Annotated in this window: 16 protein-coding genes and 1 tRNA gene; 10 read left to right on the forward strand and 7 right to left on the reverse strand. The window is 55.5% G+C overall.

Annotation, left to right across the window (positions count from 1 at the left end):
* Positions 1-37: 37 nt before the first annotated feature.
* Entirely contained in the window at positions 38-1,129 is a 1,092-nt protein-coding gene (locus tag ACJJID_RS12540; RefSeq protein WP_444919774.1) for a glycosyltransferase family 4 protein, read from the forward strand.
* Positions 1,130-1,189: 60 nt separating this feature from the next.
* On the opposite strand, the gene ACJJID_RS12545 is transcribed toward ACJJID_RS12540, so the two are convergent.
* From ACJJID_RS12545 to ACJJID_RS12555, 3 genes are all read right to left on the reverse strand, one after another.
* The gene (locus tag ACJJID_RS12545) at positions 1,190-2,386 is read right to left on the reverse strand and encodes a hypothetical protein (RefSeq protein WP_444919775.1); all 1,197 of its coding nucleotides are present in this window, start codon (positions 2,384-2,386) and stop codon (positions 1,190-1,192) included.
* Between the two features lie 197 nt (positions 2,387-2,583).
* A complete protein-coding gene (gene rhlB / locus ACJJID_RS12550) occupies positions 2,584-4,113 on the reverse strand; it encodes an ATP-dependent RNA helicase RhlB (RefSeq protein WP_444919776.1) in 1,530 nt (509 codons plus the stop codon).
* 49 nt (positions 4,114-4,162) lie between these two features.
* On the reverse strand, positions 4,163-4,780 hold the full coding sequence (locus tag ACJJID_RS12555) for an HvfX family Cu-binding RiPP maturation protein (RefSeq protein WP_444919777.1): 618 nt from the start codon (positions 4,778-4,780) through the stop codon (positions 4,163-4,165).
* 126 nt (positions 4,781-4,906) lie between these two features.
* Here ACJJID_RS12555 and ACJJID_RS12560 point away from each other — a divergent pair, with 126 nt between their 5' ends.
* The 3 genes from ACJJID_RS12560 (at position 4,907) to ACJJID_RS12570 (ending at position 8,837) form a co-directional block, all read left to right on the forward strand.
* Positions 4,907-5,620 (forward strand): alpha/beta fold hydrolase, encoded by a 714-nt coding sequence (locus ACJJID_RS12560; protein ID WP_444919778.1) that lies wholly within the window; start codon positions 4,907-4,909, stop codon positions 5,618-5,620.
* A 215-nt stretch (positions 5,621-5,835) separates the two neighbouring features.
* Positions 5,836-7,227: an MATE family efflux transporter gene (locus ACJJID_RS12565; protein ID WP_444919779.1), complete on the forward strand. Its 1,392-nt coding sequence runs from the start codon at positions 5,836-5,838 to the stop codon at positions 7,225-7,227.
* Between the two features lie 86 nt (positions 7,228-7,313).
* The gene (locus ACJJID_RS12570) at positions 7,314-8,837 is read left to right on the forward strand and encodes a succinylglutamate desuccinylase/aspartoacylase family protein (RefSeq protein ID WP_444919780.1); all 1,524 of its coding nucleotides are present in this window, start codon (positions 7,314-7,316) and stop codon (positions 8,835-8,837) included.
* Between the two features lie 4 nt (positions 8,838-8,841).
* Here ACJJID_RS12570 and ACJJID_RS12575 read toward each other — a convergent pair whose 3' ends face one another.
* The 4 genes from ACJJID_RS12575 to hemA form a co-directional block, all read right to left on the reverse strand.
* Positions 8,842-9,747 carry a cation diffusion facilitator family transporter gene (locus tag ACJJID_RS12575; RefSeq protein ID WP_444919781.1) on the reverse strand — a complete coding sequence of 302 codons (906 nt, stop codon included), beginning with the start codon at positions 9,745-9,747 and terminating at the stop codon, positions 8,842-8,844.
* A 64-nt stretch (positions 9,748-9,811) separates the two neighbouring features.
* Entirely contained in the window at positions 9,812-10,642 is an 831-nt protein-coding gene (gene prmC / locus ACJJID_RS12580) for a peptide chain release factor N(5)-glutamine methyltransferase (protein ID WP_444919782.1), read from the reverse strand.
* A gap of 38 nt (positions 10,643-10,680) precedes the next feature.
* Complete coding sequence (gene prfA / locus ACJJID_RS12585; RefSeq protein ID WP_152454594.1) at positions 10,681-11,763, reverse strand: peptide chain release factor 1; 1,083 nt, start codon at positions 11,761-11,763, stop codon at positions 10,681-10,683.
* The gene (gene hemA / locus ACJJID_RS12590; protein WP_152454595.1) at positions 11,760-13,037 is read right to left on the reverse strand and encodes a glutamyl-tRNA reductase; all 1,278 of its coding nucleotides are present in this window, start codon (positions 13,035-13,037) and stop codon (positions 11,760-11,762) included. The genes prfA and hemA overlap by 4 nt, the downstream gene beginning before the upstream one ends.
* A gap of 234 nt (positions 13,038-13,271) precedes the next feature.
* Here hemA and ACJJID_RS12595 point away from each other — a divergent pair, with 234 nt between their 5' ends.
* The 6 genes from ACJJID_RS12595 to ACJJID_RS12620 all read left to right on the forward strand — a co-directional run bounded on the left by ACJJID_RS12595 (position 13,272) and on the right by ACJJID_RS12620 (position 18,883).
* Complete coding sequence (locus tag ACJJID_RS12595) at positions 13,272-15,083, forward strand: tetratricopeptide repeat protein (protein WP_444919783.1); 1,812 nt, start codon at positions 13,272-13,274, stop codon at positions 15,081-15,083.
* Positions 15,067-15,705 carry a lipoprotein insertase outer membrane protein LolB gene (gene lolB, locus ACJJID_RS12600; protein ID WP_444919784.1) on the forward strand — a complete coding sequence of 213 codons (639 nt, stop codon included), beginning with the start codon at positions 15,067-15,069 and terminating at the stop codon, positions 15,703-15,705. Before ACJJID_RS12595 ends, lolB begins: the two co-directional genes overlap by 17 nt.
* A 64-nt stretch (positions 15,706-15,769) precedes the next feature.
* Positions 15,770-16,672 carry a 4-(cytidine 5'-diphospho)-2-C-methyl-D-erythritol kinase gene (gene ispE, locus ACJJID_RS12605; RefSeq protein WP_444919785.1) on the forward strand — a complete coding sequence of 301 codons (903 nt, stop codon included), beginning with the start codon at positions 15,770-15,772 and terminating at the stop codon, positions 16,670-16,672.
* Positions 16,673-16,682: 10 nt separating this feature from the next.
* Positions 16,683-16,757, forward strand: a tRNA-Gln gene (locus tag ACJJID_RS12610).
* 360 nt (positions 16,758-17,117) lie between these two features.
* On the forward strand, positions 17,118-18,047 hold the full coding sequence (locus ACJJID_RS12615; protein ID WP_444922630.1) for a ribose-phosphate pyrophosphokinase: 930 nt from the start codon (positions 17,118-17,120) through the stop codon (positions 18,045-18,047).
* 212 nt (positions 18,048-18,259) lie between these two features.
* Positions 18,260-18,883, forward strand: a complete 624-nt coding sequence (locus tag ACJJID_RS12620; protein WP_152454599.1) for a 50S ribosomal protein L25/general stress protein Ctc — start codon at positions 18,260-18,262, stop codon at positions 18,881-18,883.
* Positions 18,884-18,886: the final 3 nt, after the last annotated feature.

Raw genomic sequence — 18,886 nt, forward strand, 5'->3', positions numbered from 1 at the left:
GGCCACAAAAAAATTATAAGTGTTAATGAATATATTAATGATTAGCAATGAATTCCCTCCTTCTATTGGCGGGGTTCAGACTCATGTATTTGAGCTTTCCAGAGCACTCGTTAAGCTTGGTCACTCTGTGCACGTACTAACTAGAAAACCTACTAAAAGCACTCCAACGACTGACTTCTACGATGGTGTTACCGTTGAACGATTGCAATTACCAGACAGCCATCTGCTCTACGACTGGCTGTTGCGTAAACAAATTCGCAAACAGGTCCGTGAGCGTCAAATCGATATCGTTCATATTCATGGCATGCGCCCATTGAATGCTTGCAAGGGGTTGAAGATCCCAGTCATATTTACTAATCACACATCATCATTTATTAAACGCGCAGAAAAAGGGAAGAAAGCTTTAAGAAAGATGCTGAGCCAACTTAACATTGCTTCAGCTACGCTTGCCGCAAGCGAAATTTTAGCGGAAAAAACTAGGGAAACAGGTTATCAAAATCCAGTTAGCTTTATCTGTAACGGGGTAGATACCAATATTTTCTACCCCGGGGATTCAACGATAAGAGAATCCCTATCAATCCCAACAGAAGCCTTTGTTATTGCCATCGGTTGCCGGCTGGAACCAGTAAAAGGCGTCCGCTTTCTTGCAGAGGCAGTTGCAGCTATTAACGACCCGCAATTACACCTAATAATTGCTGGTGATGGCAGTGAGACTCAGGATATAAAACACCTACTCAGAAACCAAGTCAAATCAGGCAACGCCCATCTCCTTGGCAATATTCATAATTCGAAGATGCCTGATATCTATAGAGCAGCGGATGCCTCATCACTCCCCTCCCTAATGGAAGCCACAAGTATATCCGGGCTAGAAGCCATGGCGAGTGGATTACCCATTATTGCTTCCGATATAGGTGGAATTCCATATATCGTAAAAGACAGCGTCAATGGAATCTTAACTAAACCGGGATCAGTAGATGACCTTCAAAGAGCTATTAGACAACTTCTAAACAATAGAGAGCTGAGTAAACAGATGGGAGTTTCTGGACTAAAAATGGTGAAAGAGAACTTCACTTGGGAAATCATTGCCCAACAAGTCATTAGCCACTACAAGCAATTAAGTAATCAATAAAACCGCCAATCAGACCCAGCACAGGGAAGTGTTTGGTAAAGTCTATTGAGGCTAAGGGCTTTAGCCCCGGAGGAGCCCAAGCCAGGGAGTATCAATCCGCTCAGGATTTACACTTGGCGACAAACATTTTACAGCACCCTCCAGCTCACGAAACAACTGCGGATTTTCAATGTTTTTCATCAACAAGTTTTGTAGCCGCTCTCTCAACAAGGAATCCCTCACCTGTTGAGGATGCTTTATACCGCTAGCCAATATTTGTGGCAGCCAATCTGACAAATCCTGTATGGTTAAGGAATCATTTCCCTCTTCAGGATAACCAGAGAAGTCATTATCAAATGCCAAACCAGAAGCATTCTTTAGGAAGTGATCATTCAGCGGCTTATTGCAATACTCAAAAAAACTGAAGAAGCCTTCAGCCTCAGCTTTTGATGGGGTCAACTCAGAGATTCCCTTCCTCATCATTGGTTTAAGTTTTTTAACCTCAGACTCAGTAACGCCAAGCTCCAATAACTTGTTAGTTAGCAGGAATTCTTTACGGCCAACTCCCTCATTGATACGAACAGAGGGAATATTCACATACACCCCAAGCAATGAGCAAAAATCATTTACAACATCACCATCCTGTAAAAATTCAACAGAAAACTCACGTACATTCAACGCACCCTCACCGAAAACCGTAGCCCATATCTTCAACTTGGAAAAATAATCGAAATATGTCATTAGATCGGCATTGACATGCGGAAATGCACCTTCGCAATGGCCAAACAACTGGCTAGAGGGACTAATATTCGGTGCCGCAGCACGTGCAGCCTGCCTTTTAAATGAAAGTGCCTGCAAATCCTGTCTACGCAAATAAACAATAATTTGACATCTGTCGAAAAATTTTCGGCAATCTCTGTAGATACTCTCAATGTCGTCAAGCGTGTGAATAAAACACAAATGCTCTGCAGATACAATGACGTTCTCTCCACGACTTTTTGCCAGTAAATTACCTAATCGCCGATTTATACGATAAAACATTCGGCCATTTTTTTTCTGGATATCTACTGTGCGGGAGGAACTGCCTTTTTTTCCAAGAGATAGGAACTCTATCCCTCTCGAACTTAATAACTTTGTGGATTGTTTTAAAGCAAGCTGTAGTGCACTAGAGCCAGTTTTATGGAAACCGATGTGAAGGAAGAGAGTTCGCATTCGAGTCTTTTTGATTTTACATAGGTAAAAACATCCGAACTCAAGGCCAATTAATTCAAGTTTCAAAAAAACCTGACAGCCTACGGAATGGTGGTCCCAACAACAGAAAAAATCTTTTCAAGTGTAGTTCAAAGTAAGAGAGGGGGAGAAGGGAGAGAGAAAAAGAGACAAAAATTGGTACATTGACCACGATTTAGGTTAATAAAGTACCCAAATACCTGAGGGTGCCAATAGACCATAATGACCTATTGGCATAATTGAGATCAGTAGCGAGAGCGCCCTCGGCCACCACCGCGGCGATTACCGTGCCCTCCACGATGATCCCTGTCGCCACCACTGCGGCGCACCTCAACTCTCGGTGGCTCTTGTAGTAGCTCTTCCGGTGGCACTTCGCATTTGAGCTTCTGCCCTAGTAGCTGTTCGATTGGCTCCAATCGCATGGCATCATCTTCACAGGCGAAGCTGATGGAAGTACCCGTCTTACCGGCTCGCCCTGTACGGCCGATACGATGCACGTAGTCCTCCGGCTCTTCCGGAAGGGTGAAGTTCACGACATGACTAATACCGTCGATATGGATACCACGGCCGGCCACATCCGTGGCTACCAACACCTTGGTTTTACCCGACTTGAAGTCATCGAGAGTACGCACGCGCTTGTTCTGTGCCACTTCGCCGGAGAGTAGGCCGGCGGAAATACCGTGGGCGAGCAGGTGTTCATGCAAGCGGCGACACTGATCCCGGCGGTTGGCGAAGACAATCAGGCTGTCCACCTCATCCCGCTGCAAGATATTGTAGAGAAGTGCGTACTTCTCCTCACTAGCGGCCAAATAGACATGCTGCTCGACGGAATCGGTGGCAACCCGCTCCGGTTCGATTTCTACCACTACCGGCTCTTCGGTCCACTGCTCCACCAGGTCATCGACTTCGGGGGTGAAGGTGGCAGAGAAAAACATGGTCTGGCGATGGGTCTTGCGGGGTGTCTGGCGAACGATTCGGCGCACCTGGGGAATGAAGCCCATATCCAGCATGCGGTCAGCTTCATCAATCACCAGCACCTCTACCTGATCCAGGAAGCAGTCGCGGTTGCCGACAAAGTCCAGCAGCCGACCCGGTGTCGCCACCAAAATATCCACTAAACGCTCATTGAGATTACGCTGCTGCTTCTCGTAATCCATCCCTCCAACCAGGGTATGAATCTCCAGACCCGTGTATTTACACAGCGCCTTAGCATCATCGGCGATCTGCATCACCAACTCGCGGGTAGGCGCGATAATCAAGGAGCGGGCCTCGCCGGCGTAGCGCTCCCCATCAAAGGGGTGGCGCAACAGATCATCAATAACGGTTATCAGGAAGGCTGCAGTCTTGCCAGTGCCTGTCTGGGCCTTACCCACCAGGTCGTGGCCATTCAGGGTATGAGGTAGAGAACGCCCCTGGATCGGTGAGCAATACTGGAATCCCAGGTCGTGAATACCGCGCATCAATTCCGCTGGTAAACCCAGATCATGGAAACGGACCTTGCCCTCTTGCTCTGGAATCTGGAAGTCGTCCAGAGACCAGGGCGTTGCTGCTTCCGACTTGGGAGTATGGGTGCGCTGGCGCCCTCTATGGGGGCCTTTGCCGCTGCCCCGGCGTGAGCTCCCCTCACCTTGACCAGATTTCGCCTCGGCTTTTTGGCCCTTACGGGGCTTATTGGAGGGATTCTGGCCACTTTTACGCTGCTGGGAGCGTTCATCTCCCTGGCGGGGGCTCTTCTCCTCAGTAGAGGAGGAACGACGGAACAACTTTCCTATCAAGTGAAATACTCGCTCAAATGTTCAAATAATCGGCGAGTATACCACCACTCTATGTGGATTCTCGCCCGCTACAGTGGCGGCACAGCCAATAATCAATACTGAAGAAACGCCCGGCCCCACTGCACAGAAGTACCAACAGCATAATGAAGTAAGTCGCCGAAAACTCAATACCATTCTTCAGGACTGTGAAGCCGCCGGTCTCTGACAACCATTCATAGTTACCATGCTCTTTTAATAACTCTATGGCTTTCTCCTTGCGGGTAATGGCCTCATCAATCAGATCCTCACGCCACTCCCAGGGGGCCATCAGGGTTTTATCCGGCAAAGCTGACCAGCCATTCTCCCAGTGTGCAGTGGCCGCAGCCACCGCCATCACAAACATCAGGGGGATTGCCACCAGCCGGGTGGCGAAGCCCAGGAGTATGGCAATGCCGCCAAAAAACTCCGTCAGCGCCGCCGCCCAGGCCATGAACAGGGGGGCCGGTAGGCCCAGCCCCCAGTCCGGATTGCCAAACCAGGCGGCCACGCTGTCGATATCCCCCATTTTGTTGAGCCCGGCCAAAATAAAAATCGGCGCCAAGTAAATTCGCAATGCCAGTGGTCCCAGCCAGTCGATCTTCTGAACCCAGTGCACAAAGCAACCATACCAACGACCCAGGGTATTCATAACAGGACCATCCTTATCACCCTCTCTTCAGTGTATGTGTTCACTTTAGTCGAGCGACCCAGGCATCTCTTACAGTGCCTCTGACTAAGCTTGTTCTTGCAGGTGACGGGATGGGGTCAGTACAAAGTGAATACCTACCTATTGGTACATGGCTTATTTCTTGGGGGATGGTGCTGGGCGCCCGTGGCCAGGCTGCTGATTGCCGGCGGACATCGAGTGTTCACCCCCACCCAGACAGGCCTGGGGGAGAGAAATCACTTACTTTCACCCTCGATTGGTATGGATACCTTTATCCAGGATCTGGTGAATGTGATCGAGTTCGAGGAGCTAAACCAGGTGATTTTAGTGGGGCACAGTTTTGGGGGCATGGCAGCCGCAGGCGCCGCTGACGCGCTTCCCGAACGCATTCGCCATCTCGTTTACTTGGATGGAGCTATCCCCAAGCCCAACCAAGCGTTTATCGAACAATTGCCAGAAAATTTACGAGAGAAACGCCTGGCAGAGGCCAAAGAGATTTGTGGTACCCGCTGCTTTTTACCCATGGACCCAGCTCAGTTAGGAATTAAGGACCAGGAAATATTAAATTGGCTGCGTCGTCATATGACCCCGCACCCGGTGAAGACTTATTTGGATCCCATCCAAATGAAAGTGCCCCCTGAGCAGGGGCCGGCCTGCACCTATATTCGCTGCACCAAACCCCACTATCCCCCGGCCAATAAGAGCGGGGAGCGCGCGCAAAAAATTCCGGGGTGGCACTACCGGGAAATTGACGCTAGCCATGGATGTATCTTTCTCACACCGCACAAAATTGCCAGATTATTAGAGGATATTGCTCAGTAGCGGCTGGGAGAAAAAGCGAATTGGCCGTAGAATAATCTGCCTTTTTTGCGGCGGAATATCCGTGCTATATAGCCCCTTACAGCCCCTCACCCTGCTTTAAAGGTCATTTGGCACAACTGACTGCCCGATTATTTTTTTCTGCCCAACCCCGGCTGAACTTGGCTGATATACCAAAATCATCGACAGGCTCCGCCTTAATTAATCTGGTTTTTCCCTTGCTCAAGATTTACCGACGCGCCATCTCCACCGAACTCTCGCACCTCACCACATTGGGAGGCCCCCTGGTTGTCAGTAACCTGGCCGTGGTGAGCATGGGCGTTGTGGACACGATTGTCGCCGGCAACGCTGGAGAGGTGAACCTGGCCGGACTGGCATTGGGCTCCAGCATCTGGGCAGTGTGCGCGGTTACCCTTATCGGTCTACTCGCCGCGGTTTCCCCGGTTGTCGCCCACCTGCGCGGCGGCCGCGATGAAGAGGGCTGCGCCGCCCAGCTACACCAGGCGCTTTGGATCGGCTTGGTCGGCGGCATATTAGTGCTGCTCGCCCTACTCGCCGTTCCGGTGTGGAGCCAGTGGATCGACACTGAAGAGCCAGTCCGGCAGGTATTGCAGGGTTATATCCTGGCACTCACCGTGGGCACACTGCCCTTCGCCTTGGGAACCGCCCTGCGCGGCTACTGTGAGGGTATGGGGCAGGTTCGCCCGGTCATGCGTATTTACCTGGCCGCCGCCCTACTCAATATTCCTTTGGATATTCTCTTTGTCTTTGGTGCCGGCCCCATACCCGCCATGGGAGGCGCAGGCTGCGGCTGGGCAACCGCTGCGGTCAGTACTCTGATCGCCATCGCCCTGTTCTGGCACGCCGCGACAGATCCGGCCTATCACCAGCTCAAACTAAAACTGATACCACCCAAGCCCGATTGGCCTATCTTGAGGCACCTTTTGGCAGTCGGGCTGCCAGTGTGTGTCGGCGCCGCCAGTGAGGTGACATTTTTTGCCAGCCTAACAATTCTACTCGCCCCCTATGGCGCAGCCATTGTGGCGGCTCACCAGATTGGTATGAGTATCGGCTCAATTTTTTACCTGGTAGCGCTGGCACTGGCACAGGCTCTAAGTATTCGTACAGCACACCTGCTCGGGCAGAACCGCCCAAAGAGAGCGCTGTTTGCCGGTAAAGTGGGGATCGGCAGCGGTGTGGTATATGCCCTCGGTACCGGGGTATTGCTGATCACCTTTCGCCACCTGTTTGTCCAGGCTTATACCAACAACGCGGAAATTATCGCAGTGGCCTCTAACCTACTGCTGCTCTGCGCCGCCTACCAGCTGGTGGACGCAGCCCAGGCCATGGCCTGGGGCGCGTTGCGAGGCTACAAGGACACCCGCGTGCCCATGTATATTCAGTTGTTCTCATACTGGCTGGTGGGGCTCTCCAGTGCCTATTGGCTGGGCGAAAACTTCTGGGGGGTTTATGGCTACTGGACCGGCGTCTGTATCGGCCTGGGTACTGCCTCAATCCTTTTGGCGCTACGCCTGCGCCGCACTAGCCGCAAGGCGATCGCCAAAACCTGGGGAGTAGGGGCTAGATCACATTCCCAGGGAACACTTTGACTATACTGGCGCTCCAAGTCCCCAAGCGTGCCGGGCAACAACAATAACCGGCACTGCCCGCACATGTTGTTAACCGGAGTTACCGAATGATCCCGCGCCCTATTCCCAACAGGCCCCGGCGCCTGTTGAGCCTCGCCCTGCTATTGACCTCAGCCCAGACCTGGGCCCTGAGTGACTCCAGCGGCGCGCAAGAAAAACCCCAAGAAAAGGTGCAGGAAAAAGTACAGGAAGAAAATCGGACGGAAGCAGTCTCCAAGGCGGAAAACTTAAAGCTGGACCAACCAGTAATCACCGAACTGGGCCCACCCACCGGCGTCGCAGAGCAAAATGAAAATCCGCAGGCAAATGCAGAAGAGCCCTCGCAGGAGTCCCTGCCCCAGGCGGAAAACCTACAATTAGACCAGCCCATCGGCGAGTTCGAAGGGACTCCAACAGGCTCCACAAACCAAGAGGCGCAAGCCAAACCCGCGGAAAAACCGGCAACTCCGCCAGAAGCCCCCCCAACCGGGAATGTTTCCCTGGAAGTGGAAAAGGCCAAACCCCTGCGCCTACTCGGTGCCGAAGTTGCCCCGGCAACTTCCACCCGCCTGGCCTGGTCCCCCAGCCAGCACTTTGAGGGCGTCTACAGTCCCACCGCCGTATTGGTTGTCAACGGCGCCAATCCTGGGCCAGTACTCTGTCTGACCGCCGCCGTTCACGGGGATGAATTAAATGGCGTGGAGACGGTGCGCAGGGTCATGTACAACCTGGATGCTGAGCAGCTGAGCGGCGCTGTGATTGGCGTACCCATCGTCAACCTGCAGGGCTTCCATCGCAGCTCCCGCTACCTCACCGATCGCCGCGACCTAAACCGGCACTTCCCCGGAGACCCCAACGGCTCCTCCGCTTCACGGATCGCCAATTCTTTTTTCCACGAGATTATCAGCCACTGTAATGCCGTGGTTGACCTACACACCGGCTCTTTTTATCGCACTAACCTGCCGCAGTTACGCGGTGATCTGACTAACCCGAGAATCGTGAAAATGACCAAGGGCTTCGGCTCCACGGTGGTGTTGCACAGCGCCGGGGCCAAGGGCACCTTGCGCCGCGCCGCTGTGGAGGCGGGCATTCCCACAGTAACCTTGGAAGCTGGCGCCCCCATGGTGCTGGACGAGCGCTCGGTCAGCCACAGTGTGAAAGGGATTCGCACACTGCTCAACCAGCTGGGCATGGTGAATAAATTCCGCCTGTGGGGAGACCCGGAGCCCGTGTACTACAACTCCACCTGGCAGCGCTCCTCTACCGGCGGCATTATTTTCAGCGAGGTAGAGTTGGGAGAATTTGTGCGTAAGGGAGACCTTCTGGGCACCGTAACCAATCCCATCACCAATGTGCGCACGGAAATCCGCTCGCAGCACAACGGCCGCATCCTCGGCATGGCGCTGGATCAGGTGGTACAACCGGGCTTCGCCGCTTACCACATCGGCATCCAGGCTCCGCAGGAGCAAATCAGCCCTCCAGAAGAGGTGGTCGCAGAAGAACCACCGGTGCAAAAGCCCCAGCCCCAGGCAACGAATGCTGCGAGCGAAGCTAGCGATGGCACCGCCGAATTAAGGGGTGACGAGGATTAACCCTCTACTGTGGATTACTTACCTTGTCGATAATCCTGGGCTGGGGCTGTACGAGAGGCTCCGGCTGCAGGGTGATGTGATCAATATCAAAGCGTTTGATTAAAGTCTCCCGCAAGCGCTCCAGCACCGCCGGCCAGGCGGTTAAATCATCCACCACAATATGTGCCGACAGGGAGATGGTGCTGGAGTCCAGGCGCCAGATATGCAGGTCGTGCACCGAGCGCACACCGACCACAGCTGCCAGGGTCTCACCCACCACTGGCAGGCTCAATTCCCGCGGCACACGCTCCATCAGCACATCCACCGAGTCGCGCAGCAGGCGCACGCAAGAGAGCAAAATCAGCAGGCAGATCAGCAGGGACAACAGCGGGTCAATCGGCACCCAACCGGTAAAATAAATCACCGCCCCGGAAATCAACGCCGCCACAGAGCCCAGCATATCCCCCATCACATGCAGGAGGGCGCCGCGAATATTGAGTGTGCGCTCACCCCGGTAGAGCACCCAGGCTGCAAGGATATTGATCAGCAACCCGACAAAGGCAATCACCATCACCGTACTACCATGTACAGGCTGGGGGTTGCGCAAGCGGTCAATCGCCGCAAAGGCAATCCCCGCCACAATCAACAACATAATCAGGCCATTGGTGACCGCCGCCAGCACCTCAGCGCGGCCCCAGCCGAATGATAACTCCCGGTCCGCTGGTTTTTTTGCCAATACTGCCGCTACAGCGCCGAGAGCTAGGGCGAAAGAGTCGGTGAGCATATGACCGGCATCACTGAGCAGTGCCAGGGATCCAGATAACCAGCCGCCAATGGCCTCCACAAAGGAAAAACCCAATGTAAGGACCAGGGCAATCACTAACGGACGCAGGGCACCGTTGCCTGTGCGGTGGTGGACATGATCGTGCATAGATTCCCTCCCTATCAATCCCTCGGGATACGCAATTTTTTGCAGCGCTTACCCGTAGAAGCGCTTAGTTTTTACGGCCCAGAGTAATACGCTCCCAGCCGGAATAATCTTTGCGGCTCTCTACCGCGCAGTAACCCGCGGCGCTAAAAATTTCCCGTACAGACTCGGCCTGCTGCCAACCGTGTTCCACCATCAACCAGCCACCGCCTTGCAGAAAGTCTGCAGCGCCTCTGGCGATCCTCTCTATATCCGCCAGTCCCTGATGCGGAGCAACCAGCGCAGAGTGCGGCTCGAAGCGCACATCCCCCTGGGCCAAATGTGGATCGGCCGCATCGATATAAGGCGGGTTGCTGACGATCAGGCCAAACTGCTGGGGCGGTAACTGTGCAAACCAATCGCTTTCAAGGATCTGTACATTGGCAAAGCCGAGACGTTTGCGGTTTTCCTCGGCCAGTGCCAGGGCGGCCGGTGATTTCTCCGCGGCGACTATCTGCCAACCGGGCTTTTCCGAGGCCAGCGCCAGGGCTATGGCACCGGTACCAGTGCCCAGGTCGAGTGCGCGCAATTTCTCTTGAGGGCAGAGTTCCAGGGCGGTCTCCACCAACAATTCGGTATCCGGCCGTGGAATTAATGTGGAAGCGTCGACCTTCAAAGTGAGCGACCAAAATTCCCGCACGCCAGTCAGGTGGGCCACCGGCTCACCGTTTTTACGTCGCGCCAGTAGGGCATCCAATTCCTCCTGCTCACTCGGGCTCAGTTCGTATTCCGGCCAGGTATAGAGCCAAGTGCGCTCGCGACCGAGAATATGCGCGAGCAGCACCTCTATATCGAGACGCGCCGACTCGCTATCGGTGAGCTCAATACTGCGGGAAAGATTGTCCTTCACACTGCTCATAGGAAAGTGCTACCCAATAGCGGCAAACAAAGCATCAACTATTGTCCCATCGCCGCCAGCTGATCCGCCTGGTGTTCGGTACGCAGCGGCTCAATCACCTCTTCCAGGGCACCCTGCATCACTTCATCGAGCTTGTACAAGGTCAGGCCAATACGGTGGTCGGTCACCCGGCCCTGGGGATAGTTGTAGGTACGAATACGCTCGGAACGATCGCCGCTGCCCACCAGGCTGCGGCGCGCATCAGAAATTTCCCGCGCGGCGGCTGCTTCCTGCTCACTGGAGAGCTTGGCCTGTAAAAGCGCCATCGCCTTGGCTTTGTTTTTGTGCTGGGAGCGCTCATCCTGACACTCCACGACGATACCACTAGGGAGGTGGGTCAGGCGCACGGCAGAGTCGGTTTTGTTAACGTGCTGACCGCCTGCACCGGAGGCGCGGTAGGTATCCACACGCAGATCGGCCTTATTGATCTCGATCGCGTCGCGCTCGTCCGGCTCCGGCATCACCGCCACGGTACAGGCGGAGGTGTGAATACGTCCCTGGGACTCGGTTTCCGGCACCCGCTGCACACGGTGTGCACCGGATTCAAATTTCAGTTTGGCGTAGACATCCTCGCCGGCCACACGGGTGATAATCTCTTTGTAGCCACCGTGTTCCCCAGCATTCTCGCTGACAATCTCGATGCGCCAGCCCTGTTTTTCCGCATAGCGGGAGTACATGCGAAACAGATCGCCAGAAAAAATCGCCGCCTCATCGCCGCCGGTACCGGCGCGAATTTCCAGGAAGACGTTCTTGCGGTCATTGGGGTCGCGGGGCAGCAGTAGGGTCTGCAGCTCGCGCTCCATGGGTTCAACCTGAACCTCGGCCTCGCGCAACTCCTCCTGGGCCATTTCGCGCATTTCCGGGTCGCTCTCGCCGAGCATTTCCCGCGCCGCCGCCATATCCTCTTGCAACTGCTTGTAGCGGCCGTAGCACTTGACCACCTCTTCCAGCTCGGAGTACTCCCGCGACAGCTCGCGGAACTGGTCCTGATCGGAGATCACACTGGCATCACCGAGCAGTGCAGACACCTCTTCGTGGCGCTCCTGCAGATTCTCCAGCTTGTTCAGTAGGGATTCTTTCATTTCTGTTTTTTCTCTAATTCGGTATCGGCGAGGTCGTCGAGCCCCACCACTTCGCGGGCAATACGCAGCCGCTCCAGGTCGCCATCCGCAGTCGCTTTTCTCAGGCTGATCGTAGGAGCATGAATCAATTTATTGGTCAGTGAGCGGGCCAGCTGCTCCATCAAGCGCCTGGGATCTTCGCCCTTATCGAGCTGTAAAAGTACTCGCTCAAGCTCGGTCCCACTGATTTGTTGGGCGCGCTGGCGGTAGCTGCGGATCGTGTCCACCGCTCCAAGGGCGCGCCCCTCTTTGGTAAATTCCGCCGCAGCGCTATCTACGATCTCCCCGGCGGCCTCGGCGGCGCGCTCACGGGAGCGCATTCCTTCATCGATCACACCGCGCAGATCGTCAACGCTGTACAGGTAGACATCGTCGAGCTCACCGACCTCGGTTTCGATATCCCGAGGCACCGCGATATCCACCATAAACATGGGGCTGTGGCGGCGCTTGCGCAGGGCGGACTCCACCGCGCCCTTGCCCAAAATCGGCAGCTGGCTGGCGGTGGAACTGATCACGATATCGGCACGAGCCAGGTGCTCGGGAATATCCGCCAACAGTATTGCCTCAGCGCCAAAGTTTTCCGCCAATAACTGTGCGCGGCTCAGGGTGCGGTTGGCCACAATCAACTGCTTGATACCCTGGTCCAACAGGTGACGCGCCACCAACTCCACCGTCTCACCAGCACCGATCAACAGTGCGGTCTGTTTCTTCAGGTCGGTAAAAATACGCGAAGCCAGGGACACCGCCGCATAGGCGACAGAGACAGGGTTTTCACCGATTGCCGTCTCGGTGCGCACCTTTTTCGCTATGGTAAACACCCGCTGGAAGACCCGGTGTAACTCGCTGCCGACACTGCCACACTCCCGCGCCACTGCGTAGGCTGACTTAAACTGACCGAGAATCTGCGGCTCCCCGAGGACCAGTGAATCGAGACCGCAGGCCACACGCATCATATGGCGCACCGCCTCCTCGCCGGTGTGGATATAGCTGCAACCCCGCAGCTGCTCCAGAGGTACCTGATGGTATTGCGCCAGCCACTGCAGCAGCGGCTCCGCTTCCACATTCCCATAGATCTCGGTGCGGTTGCAGGTGGAGAGAATGGCGAGTTCCCGGCAGTCGAGCGCCTTGCGCGCATCCCCCAGGGCACCGGGCATCACCTCGGGCGCAAAAGCGACCCGTTCGCGCACCTCGATAGGCGCACTGTCGTGGTTGATCCCCAGGGTAACAATTGGCATAGAATTCCGTCGGCTAAATCTAGAGGCGCGTCATCCGCATTGGGGGCGCATTTTCACGGGCTGTCGCTTCGCTTGCAAGCTGGTGATACGGTTTAATTGTGCGCTGATTTGTGCAACCGGCCCAGGGCCCGCACTCCAGGAGCGGATTCACGGCTAGAATTATATGGCGATAAACGTTTAAAACGCGCCACTCTTACACCGCTTCTCCGCAGCAGCCATGTATGGATACGATCTATGCTCCCATCCCGTCAGCCGCACAACCCTTGTAGAATCAAAGCTCCATCACTCTGCGCATTCTGCCTATCACTCGCCTACCTGCTGGGTGCCTGTGCTCAAGCGCCATCTCAACCGGCAACTAGCGAAGAGTCCCAACACCAGACAGAGGAACAGCGCAGCGATGAGCAGACGACTGTCGCCGCGGAAGAGAGCGAAGCTCGCAGCTTTCCCATCGATACCTTTTACACACTGCTGGTAGCCGAAGTCGCCGGTATCCGCGAACAGTATGACGTAGCTCTAGCCAACTACTACCACCAGGCTGAGGTCACCAAAGATGCCGGCGTTGCAGCCCGTGCGACCCGCATTGCACGTTTTCTCAATGCCCGTCAGGCCGCTCTGCGCTCAGCGCAGCTATGGGCCGAACTGGAGCCGGATAATGCCGATGCCCAGCTGGCACTAACTGCAGAGCTCACCCTAGCAGGGGAATTTTTAGAGGCCCTGAAACACGCGGAGAAGGCACTGGCTCTCGGCGGTAAAGCGCCGATGCAATCCCTCGCCGCCACCGCCATCGGCCACGAACAACTGGACGATCAGCTCCGTGCAGAATTCGCTCGGCTCGCCGAGATTTACCCCTACAACGATGAAGTAGTCATGGCCCACGCCATGGTGCTGCGCGATGCCAAACAGTACCGGCGGGCCCTCTCTCTGGTCCGCCGTGTTCAGGAGCAACACCCAGACCAGCTGGATGCCCCACTGCTGCAGAGCCACTTACTGGTGGACTTGGGTAGACGCAAAGAAGCTATCCAGCTACTGGAAAATTTAGTCAAAATTTACCCGGAAGAAACCCGTTTACGTTTGCAATACGCGCGCCTGCTAATCCGCGAAGATCTGGCCCTCGCACGCCAGCAATTCGCCGAGTTGGTCAAGCAACGCCCAGAAGACGGTAACCTGATTTTATCCCTGGCGCTGATCCACTATGAAACCAACCAGCTCGCTGAAGCCAAACCTTTACTCGACCGGCTACTAGAACTGGAGCAGCACGAATCCGCGGCACACTTTTACCTCGGTGGGCTCGCGGAGAAACAGGGCGACAACGTCACCGCCGCCGCGCATCTCAAGCAAGTGGAGCCCGGAGCTGATTATGTAGAGGCCATCACCACGGGCACCAAATTGCTCGCAGCCAGTGGAAAACACCTCGAAAACAGCCAATGGTTTGCCGAGTTACGCGAGCGACACCCCGTACAGGCAGAACATTTTTTCCTGATGGAGGTCGAATTGCTGCGCAAGAGTGGCGAACCACAGATGGCGCTGCAACTGGCTGATCAAGCTGTAGCCACTCTGAGCAACAGCGGTCGCTTGATTTATACCCGCGCACTGCTCAACGACCAGCTCGGCAATAGCGTGGAGTTTGAGCGGGACTTGCGCAAGCTGCTGGAACGCGACCCAGACAACGCCACGGTATTAAACGCACTGGGCTACAAGTTGATCGATGATGAATCCCGTCGCCAGGAGGCCCTGCAGTTAATCAGCCGGGCCCTGGAACTGGAACCCGAGGACCCGGCCATCATCGACAGCATGGGCTGGGTGCAGTACCGTCTGGGAAATTATCGCGCCGCGGAAAAATATTTGCGCCGGGCTCTGGAGAAACTGCCGGATCACGAAATCTCCGCCCACTTGGGTGAAGTACTCTGGGTTCTGGGGGATCGCGATGCTGCGCTCAAAGTCTGGAAAGACGGGTTGACCGCCAACCCCGAGAGCAAGATCATCCCGGCAGCGATGAAACGTCTGCAAATCAAAGAAACACTGGAACAACATGCATCTGACAACTGACGCCGCCAACCGTAAGTTTTCTTTTCTACTGGTAACAGTCCTCACCCTGTTGATCTCCGCCTGTGCCGGTCAGAAGACCAAGGAACCCGCTGCGGCGGAAAGCCCCGGCGAAACTGCAGCGCCCACATCGGTTGCCCAACTCAAGCAGTGGAGTATTAAAGGCAAGCTAGGTGTGCGCTCTCCGGCTGATAACGGCAGTGCCAACCTGACCTGGCAGCAGAGCGGCCCGCAAAATTTTCGTATTCACCTGAGCGGCCCTCTCGGTGCCGGTACTACGGTGATATCCGGTTCCGCCGGAGGTGTCAGCCTGGTGCGCGGCAATGAAGCCCCTGTGGTGGCCCGCGACGCTGCCCAACTCACCCAACAGACTCTGGGTTGGCCCCTGCCCGCCAAGGAAATGTTCTACTGGGTGCGTGGCCTTCCCGCGCCCGGCCCCAGAGGCGCAGAAAAACATAACGGCCGGGGTGAGCTTCAGAGCCTGCAGCAATCCGGCTGGTCGCTGCGCTTTAGCGATTACCGCCAAAACGGTCCCTACCTCCTTCCCACTCGCATTAAAGCCCAGACCAACGGTGTCGCCGGACCGGTACAGGTGACCCTGGTGATCAAGGAGTGGGGTTTTTAAATGCCCAACTCCTAGCATGCGGGTATTATGGTGCCACCAGAATTAAACGGCCCACTCATCCCGCATGCTGACTTTACCCGCCCCCGCCAAGCTCAACCTAATCCTGCGCATACTCGGCCGTCGCCCCGATGGCTACCACGAGCTGCAGACCCTTTTCCAAATACTCGATTACGGCGACAGCCTTGAATTCTCCCTGCGGGACGATGGGGTTATTAGCGTCGACGCGGGAACTCTGGATGTTCCCGAGCAGGACAACCTGGTTTACCGAGCAGCCCAGCTGCTTCGTAAAAATATACAGAAGCAAGATGTCGCTCTTCCCGGTGTCCATATCTGCCTGAATAAAAAACTGCCACACGGTGGTGGTATTGGCGGCGGCAGTAGCGATGCTGCCACTACACTGCTCGGCCTTAATTATCTTTGGCAATGTCATTTATCGATCGAAAGCCTCGCCGAGCTGGGCCGACAACTCGGTGCGGATATACCGGTGTTTGTGCGCGGGCGCACTGCCTGGGCTGAGGGTGTCGGGGAAAAACTCACACCACTTTGCACAGAAAAACGCCACTATCTAGTCGTAGCTCCCGGCTGCCAAGTGAGCACTGCAAAAATTTTTTCCGATTCCCGTTTGACAAGAGATTCCGTCGCAATTACATTAGCGGCCCTTCGCGAGGGGCAGCTCAATGAAAAGCCACTCAGCAGCAAAAAACTGGAAGCTTTTTCCGGTAACGACTGCCAGGCGCTCGTTGAGAGTCTCTACCCTGAAGTTCGCGATGCCCGAGAGTGGCTGCAGCAATTTGCTCCAGCACAACTCACCGGCACCGGAGGCTGTGTTTTCGCCGCCTTCGAAACTGAGCAAGCAGCCCAAACGGCACTTGCCAGACTACCGCGAAAATGGCAGGGTTTTGTTGCAGCCGGCGTACAGGTTTCACCAGTACACCAGCGACTCGCGAAATTAACCTCAAGCGATTGAGGAAAGATGCTGGGGCGTAGCCAAGCGGTAAGGCAGCGGGTTTTGATCCCGTCATGCGAAGGTTCGAATCCTTCCGCCCCAGCCATTTTCTTTTACGCAGTGGCACCAGCAAAAATCCGGTTCCGACATGTTCCAGTCGACACTGACCCAACCGGCCAAGGCCACCCGTAACGGGCTGCAAAAAGCCTATCCCCGAATTCAAAGAAACAATGTCGAAGGCAGCTTTGCGCGCAAACCCCTGCCGGCGACCCGGAGGCTCTCCGAACATCAAAGCAACCACCTGGGTGATCCGGGACGGCCAGCACATTTACCCGCTTTGCTACCCGTACTATCGCCCCCTATAAAAAGTGGTGCTATCGCATCCTAACTGCTAGCAAATAATGCCGGCATCTACACTTCAACTCACTTCAAGACAGAATTAAAGGAACTCGCAGTGGCTGACTTAATGGTCTTTACCGGCAACGCAAACCCGGAACTGGCACAAAAGGTTGTCGACCATATGGCGATCCCCTTGGGCGAAGCTACGGTCAAGCGCTTCTCCGATGGCGAGATCGCTGTTGAAATTACCGATAACGTGCGCGGCCGCGATGTTTTCGTGGTGCAGTCCACCTGCCAGCCCACCAATCGCAACCTGATGGAGTTGATCCTGCTGGTTGACGCCCTGCGCCGCGCATCCGCTGGCCGCGTTACCGCAGTGGTACCTTACTTCGGCTACGCCCGTCAGGATCGCCGCGTGCGTTCCCAGCGAGTGCCGATCTCTGCAAAAGTGGTTGCCGATATGATGGTGAGCGTGGGCATCGACCGCGTACTGACCGTCGATCTGCACGCCGAGCAGATTCAGGGCTTCTTCGATGTCCCTGTGGATAACGTTTACGGTTCCTCCGTACTGCTCGACGATATCGAGCGCCAGAAGTACCAGAACCTGGTTGTGGTTTCCCCGGACATCGGCGGTGTTGTACGCGCCCGCGCCGTGGCCAAGAGCCTCGACTGCGACCTGGCCATCATCGACAAACGCCGCCCCGCCGCCAACGTTGCCGAAGTGATGAACATCATCGGTGAAGTCAGCGGCCGCACCTGTTTGCTGGTCGATGACATGGTCGACACCGCCGGCACCCTGTGCAACGCCGCCAACGCCCTGAAAGAACACGGCGCAGAAAAAGTCGTGGCCTACTGCACCCATCCGGTACTATCCGGCAACGCCATCAGCAACCTGAACAATTCTGTTCTGGACGAGCTGGTCGTTACCGACTCTATCCCGCTGGGTGACAAGATGGAAAAAGCCCCGAAAATTCGCCAGCTGACTCTGGCTGCCATGCTGGCTGAATCCATGCGCCGCATCAGCAACGAGGAATCCCTCTCCGCGATGTTCCGCTAAGAGCACCCCATCAGGGGTCTCCAGTTGACAACCGGCAAATAGTTAAAGTGCCCCGCATCGCCGGGGCACTTTGCGTTTGGGCCCGATTCCCGTAGAATACGCGCCCGCCCGGCCTAGCCGGGCAATTACTTTTGGGCAAACGCCCAATTTACATAAACACCAGAGCGGTCCGGTCGCAGGTCTCTCTGGACAGACAACCCGAGGTTTACCCCATGTCTGATATCAAACTGAACGCCATTGCCCGCAGCGATGAAGGGAAAGGTGCGAGCCGCCGCCTGCGTCGCCTGGAAGGCCGTGTACCCGGCATCGTTTACGGTGGCGAAGTTGAGCCGCAATCCGTATCCCTGCTGCAAAAGGACCTGTTCAAGGCCCTGGAAAACGAAGCTTTCTTCTCCTCCATGCTGACCATCGACGTCGACGGCAAAGAAGAGAAAGTTATTCTGCGCGATCTGCAACGTCACCCTGCCAAGCAACTGCTGCTGCACATTGACTTCCAGCGCGTTTCCGCCAGCACCAAAGTACACGTGAAAGTGCCTCTGCACTTCCTCAACGAAGACACCTGCAAAGGCGTTAAAGCCGGCGGTATCGTTTCTCACACCCTGACCGAGCTGGAAGTCAATGCTCCTGCCGGCAAACTGCCCGAGTTCATCGAAGTGGACCTGGCGGACCTGGAGCTGGATGGCATCCTGCACATCTCCGACCTGAAACTGCCGGAAGGTGTTGAGTCTGCGGATCTGAGCCACGGCGAAGACCACAACCTGGTTGTAGCTTCTATTCACAAGCCTCGCGGCGCTGTTGAAGCTGAAGCCGAAGAAGCTGGCGAAGGCGAAGAGTAATCA

Source organism: Microbulbifer sp. CnH-101-G, from assembly GCF_052466775.1.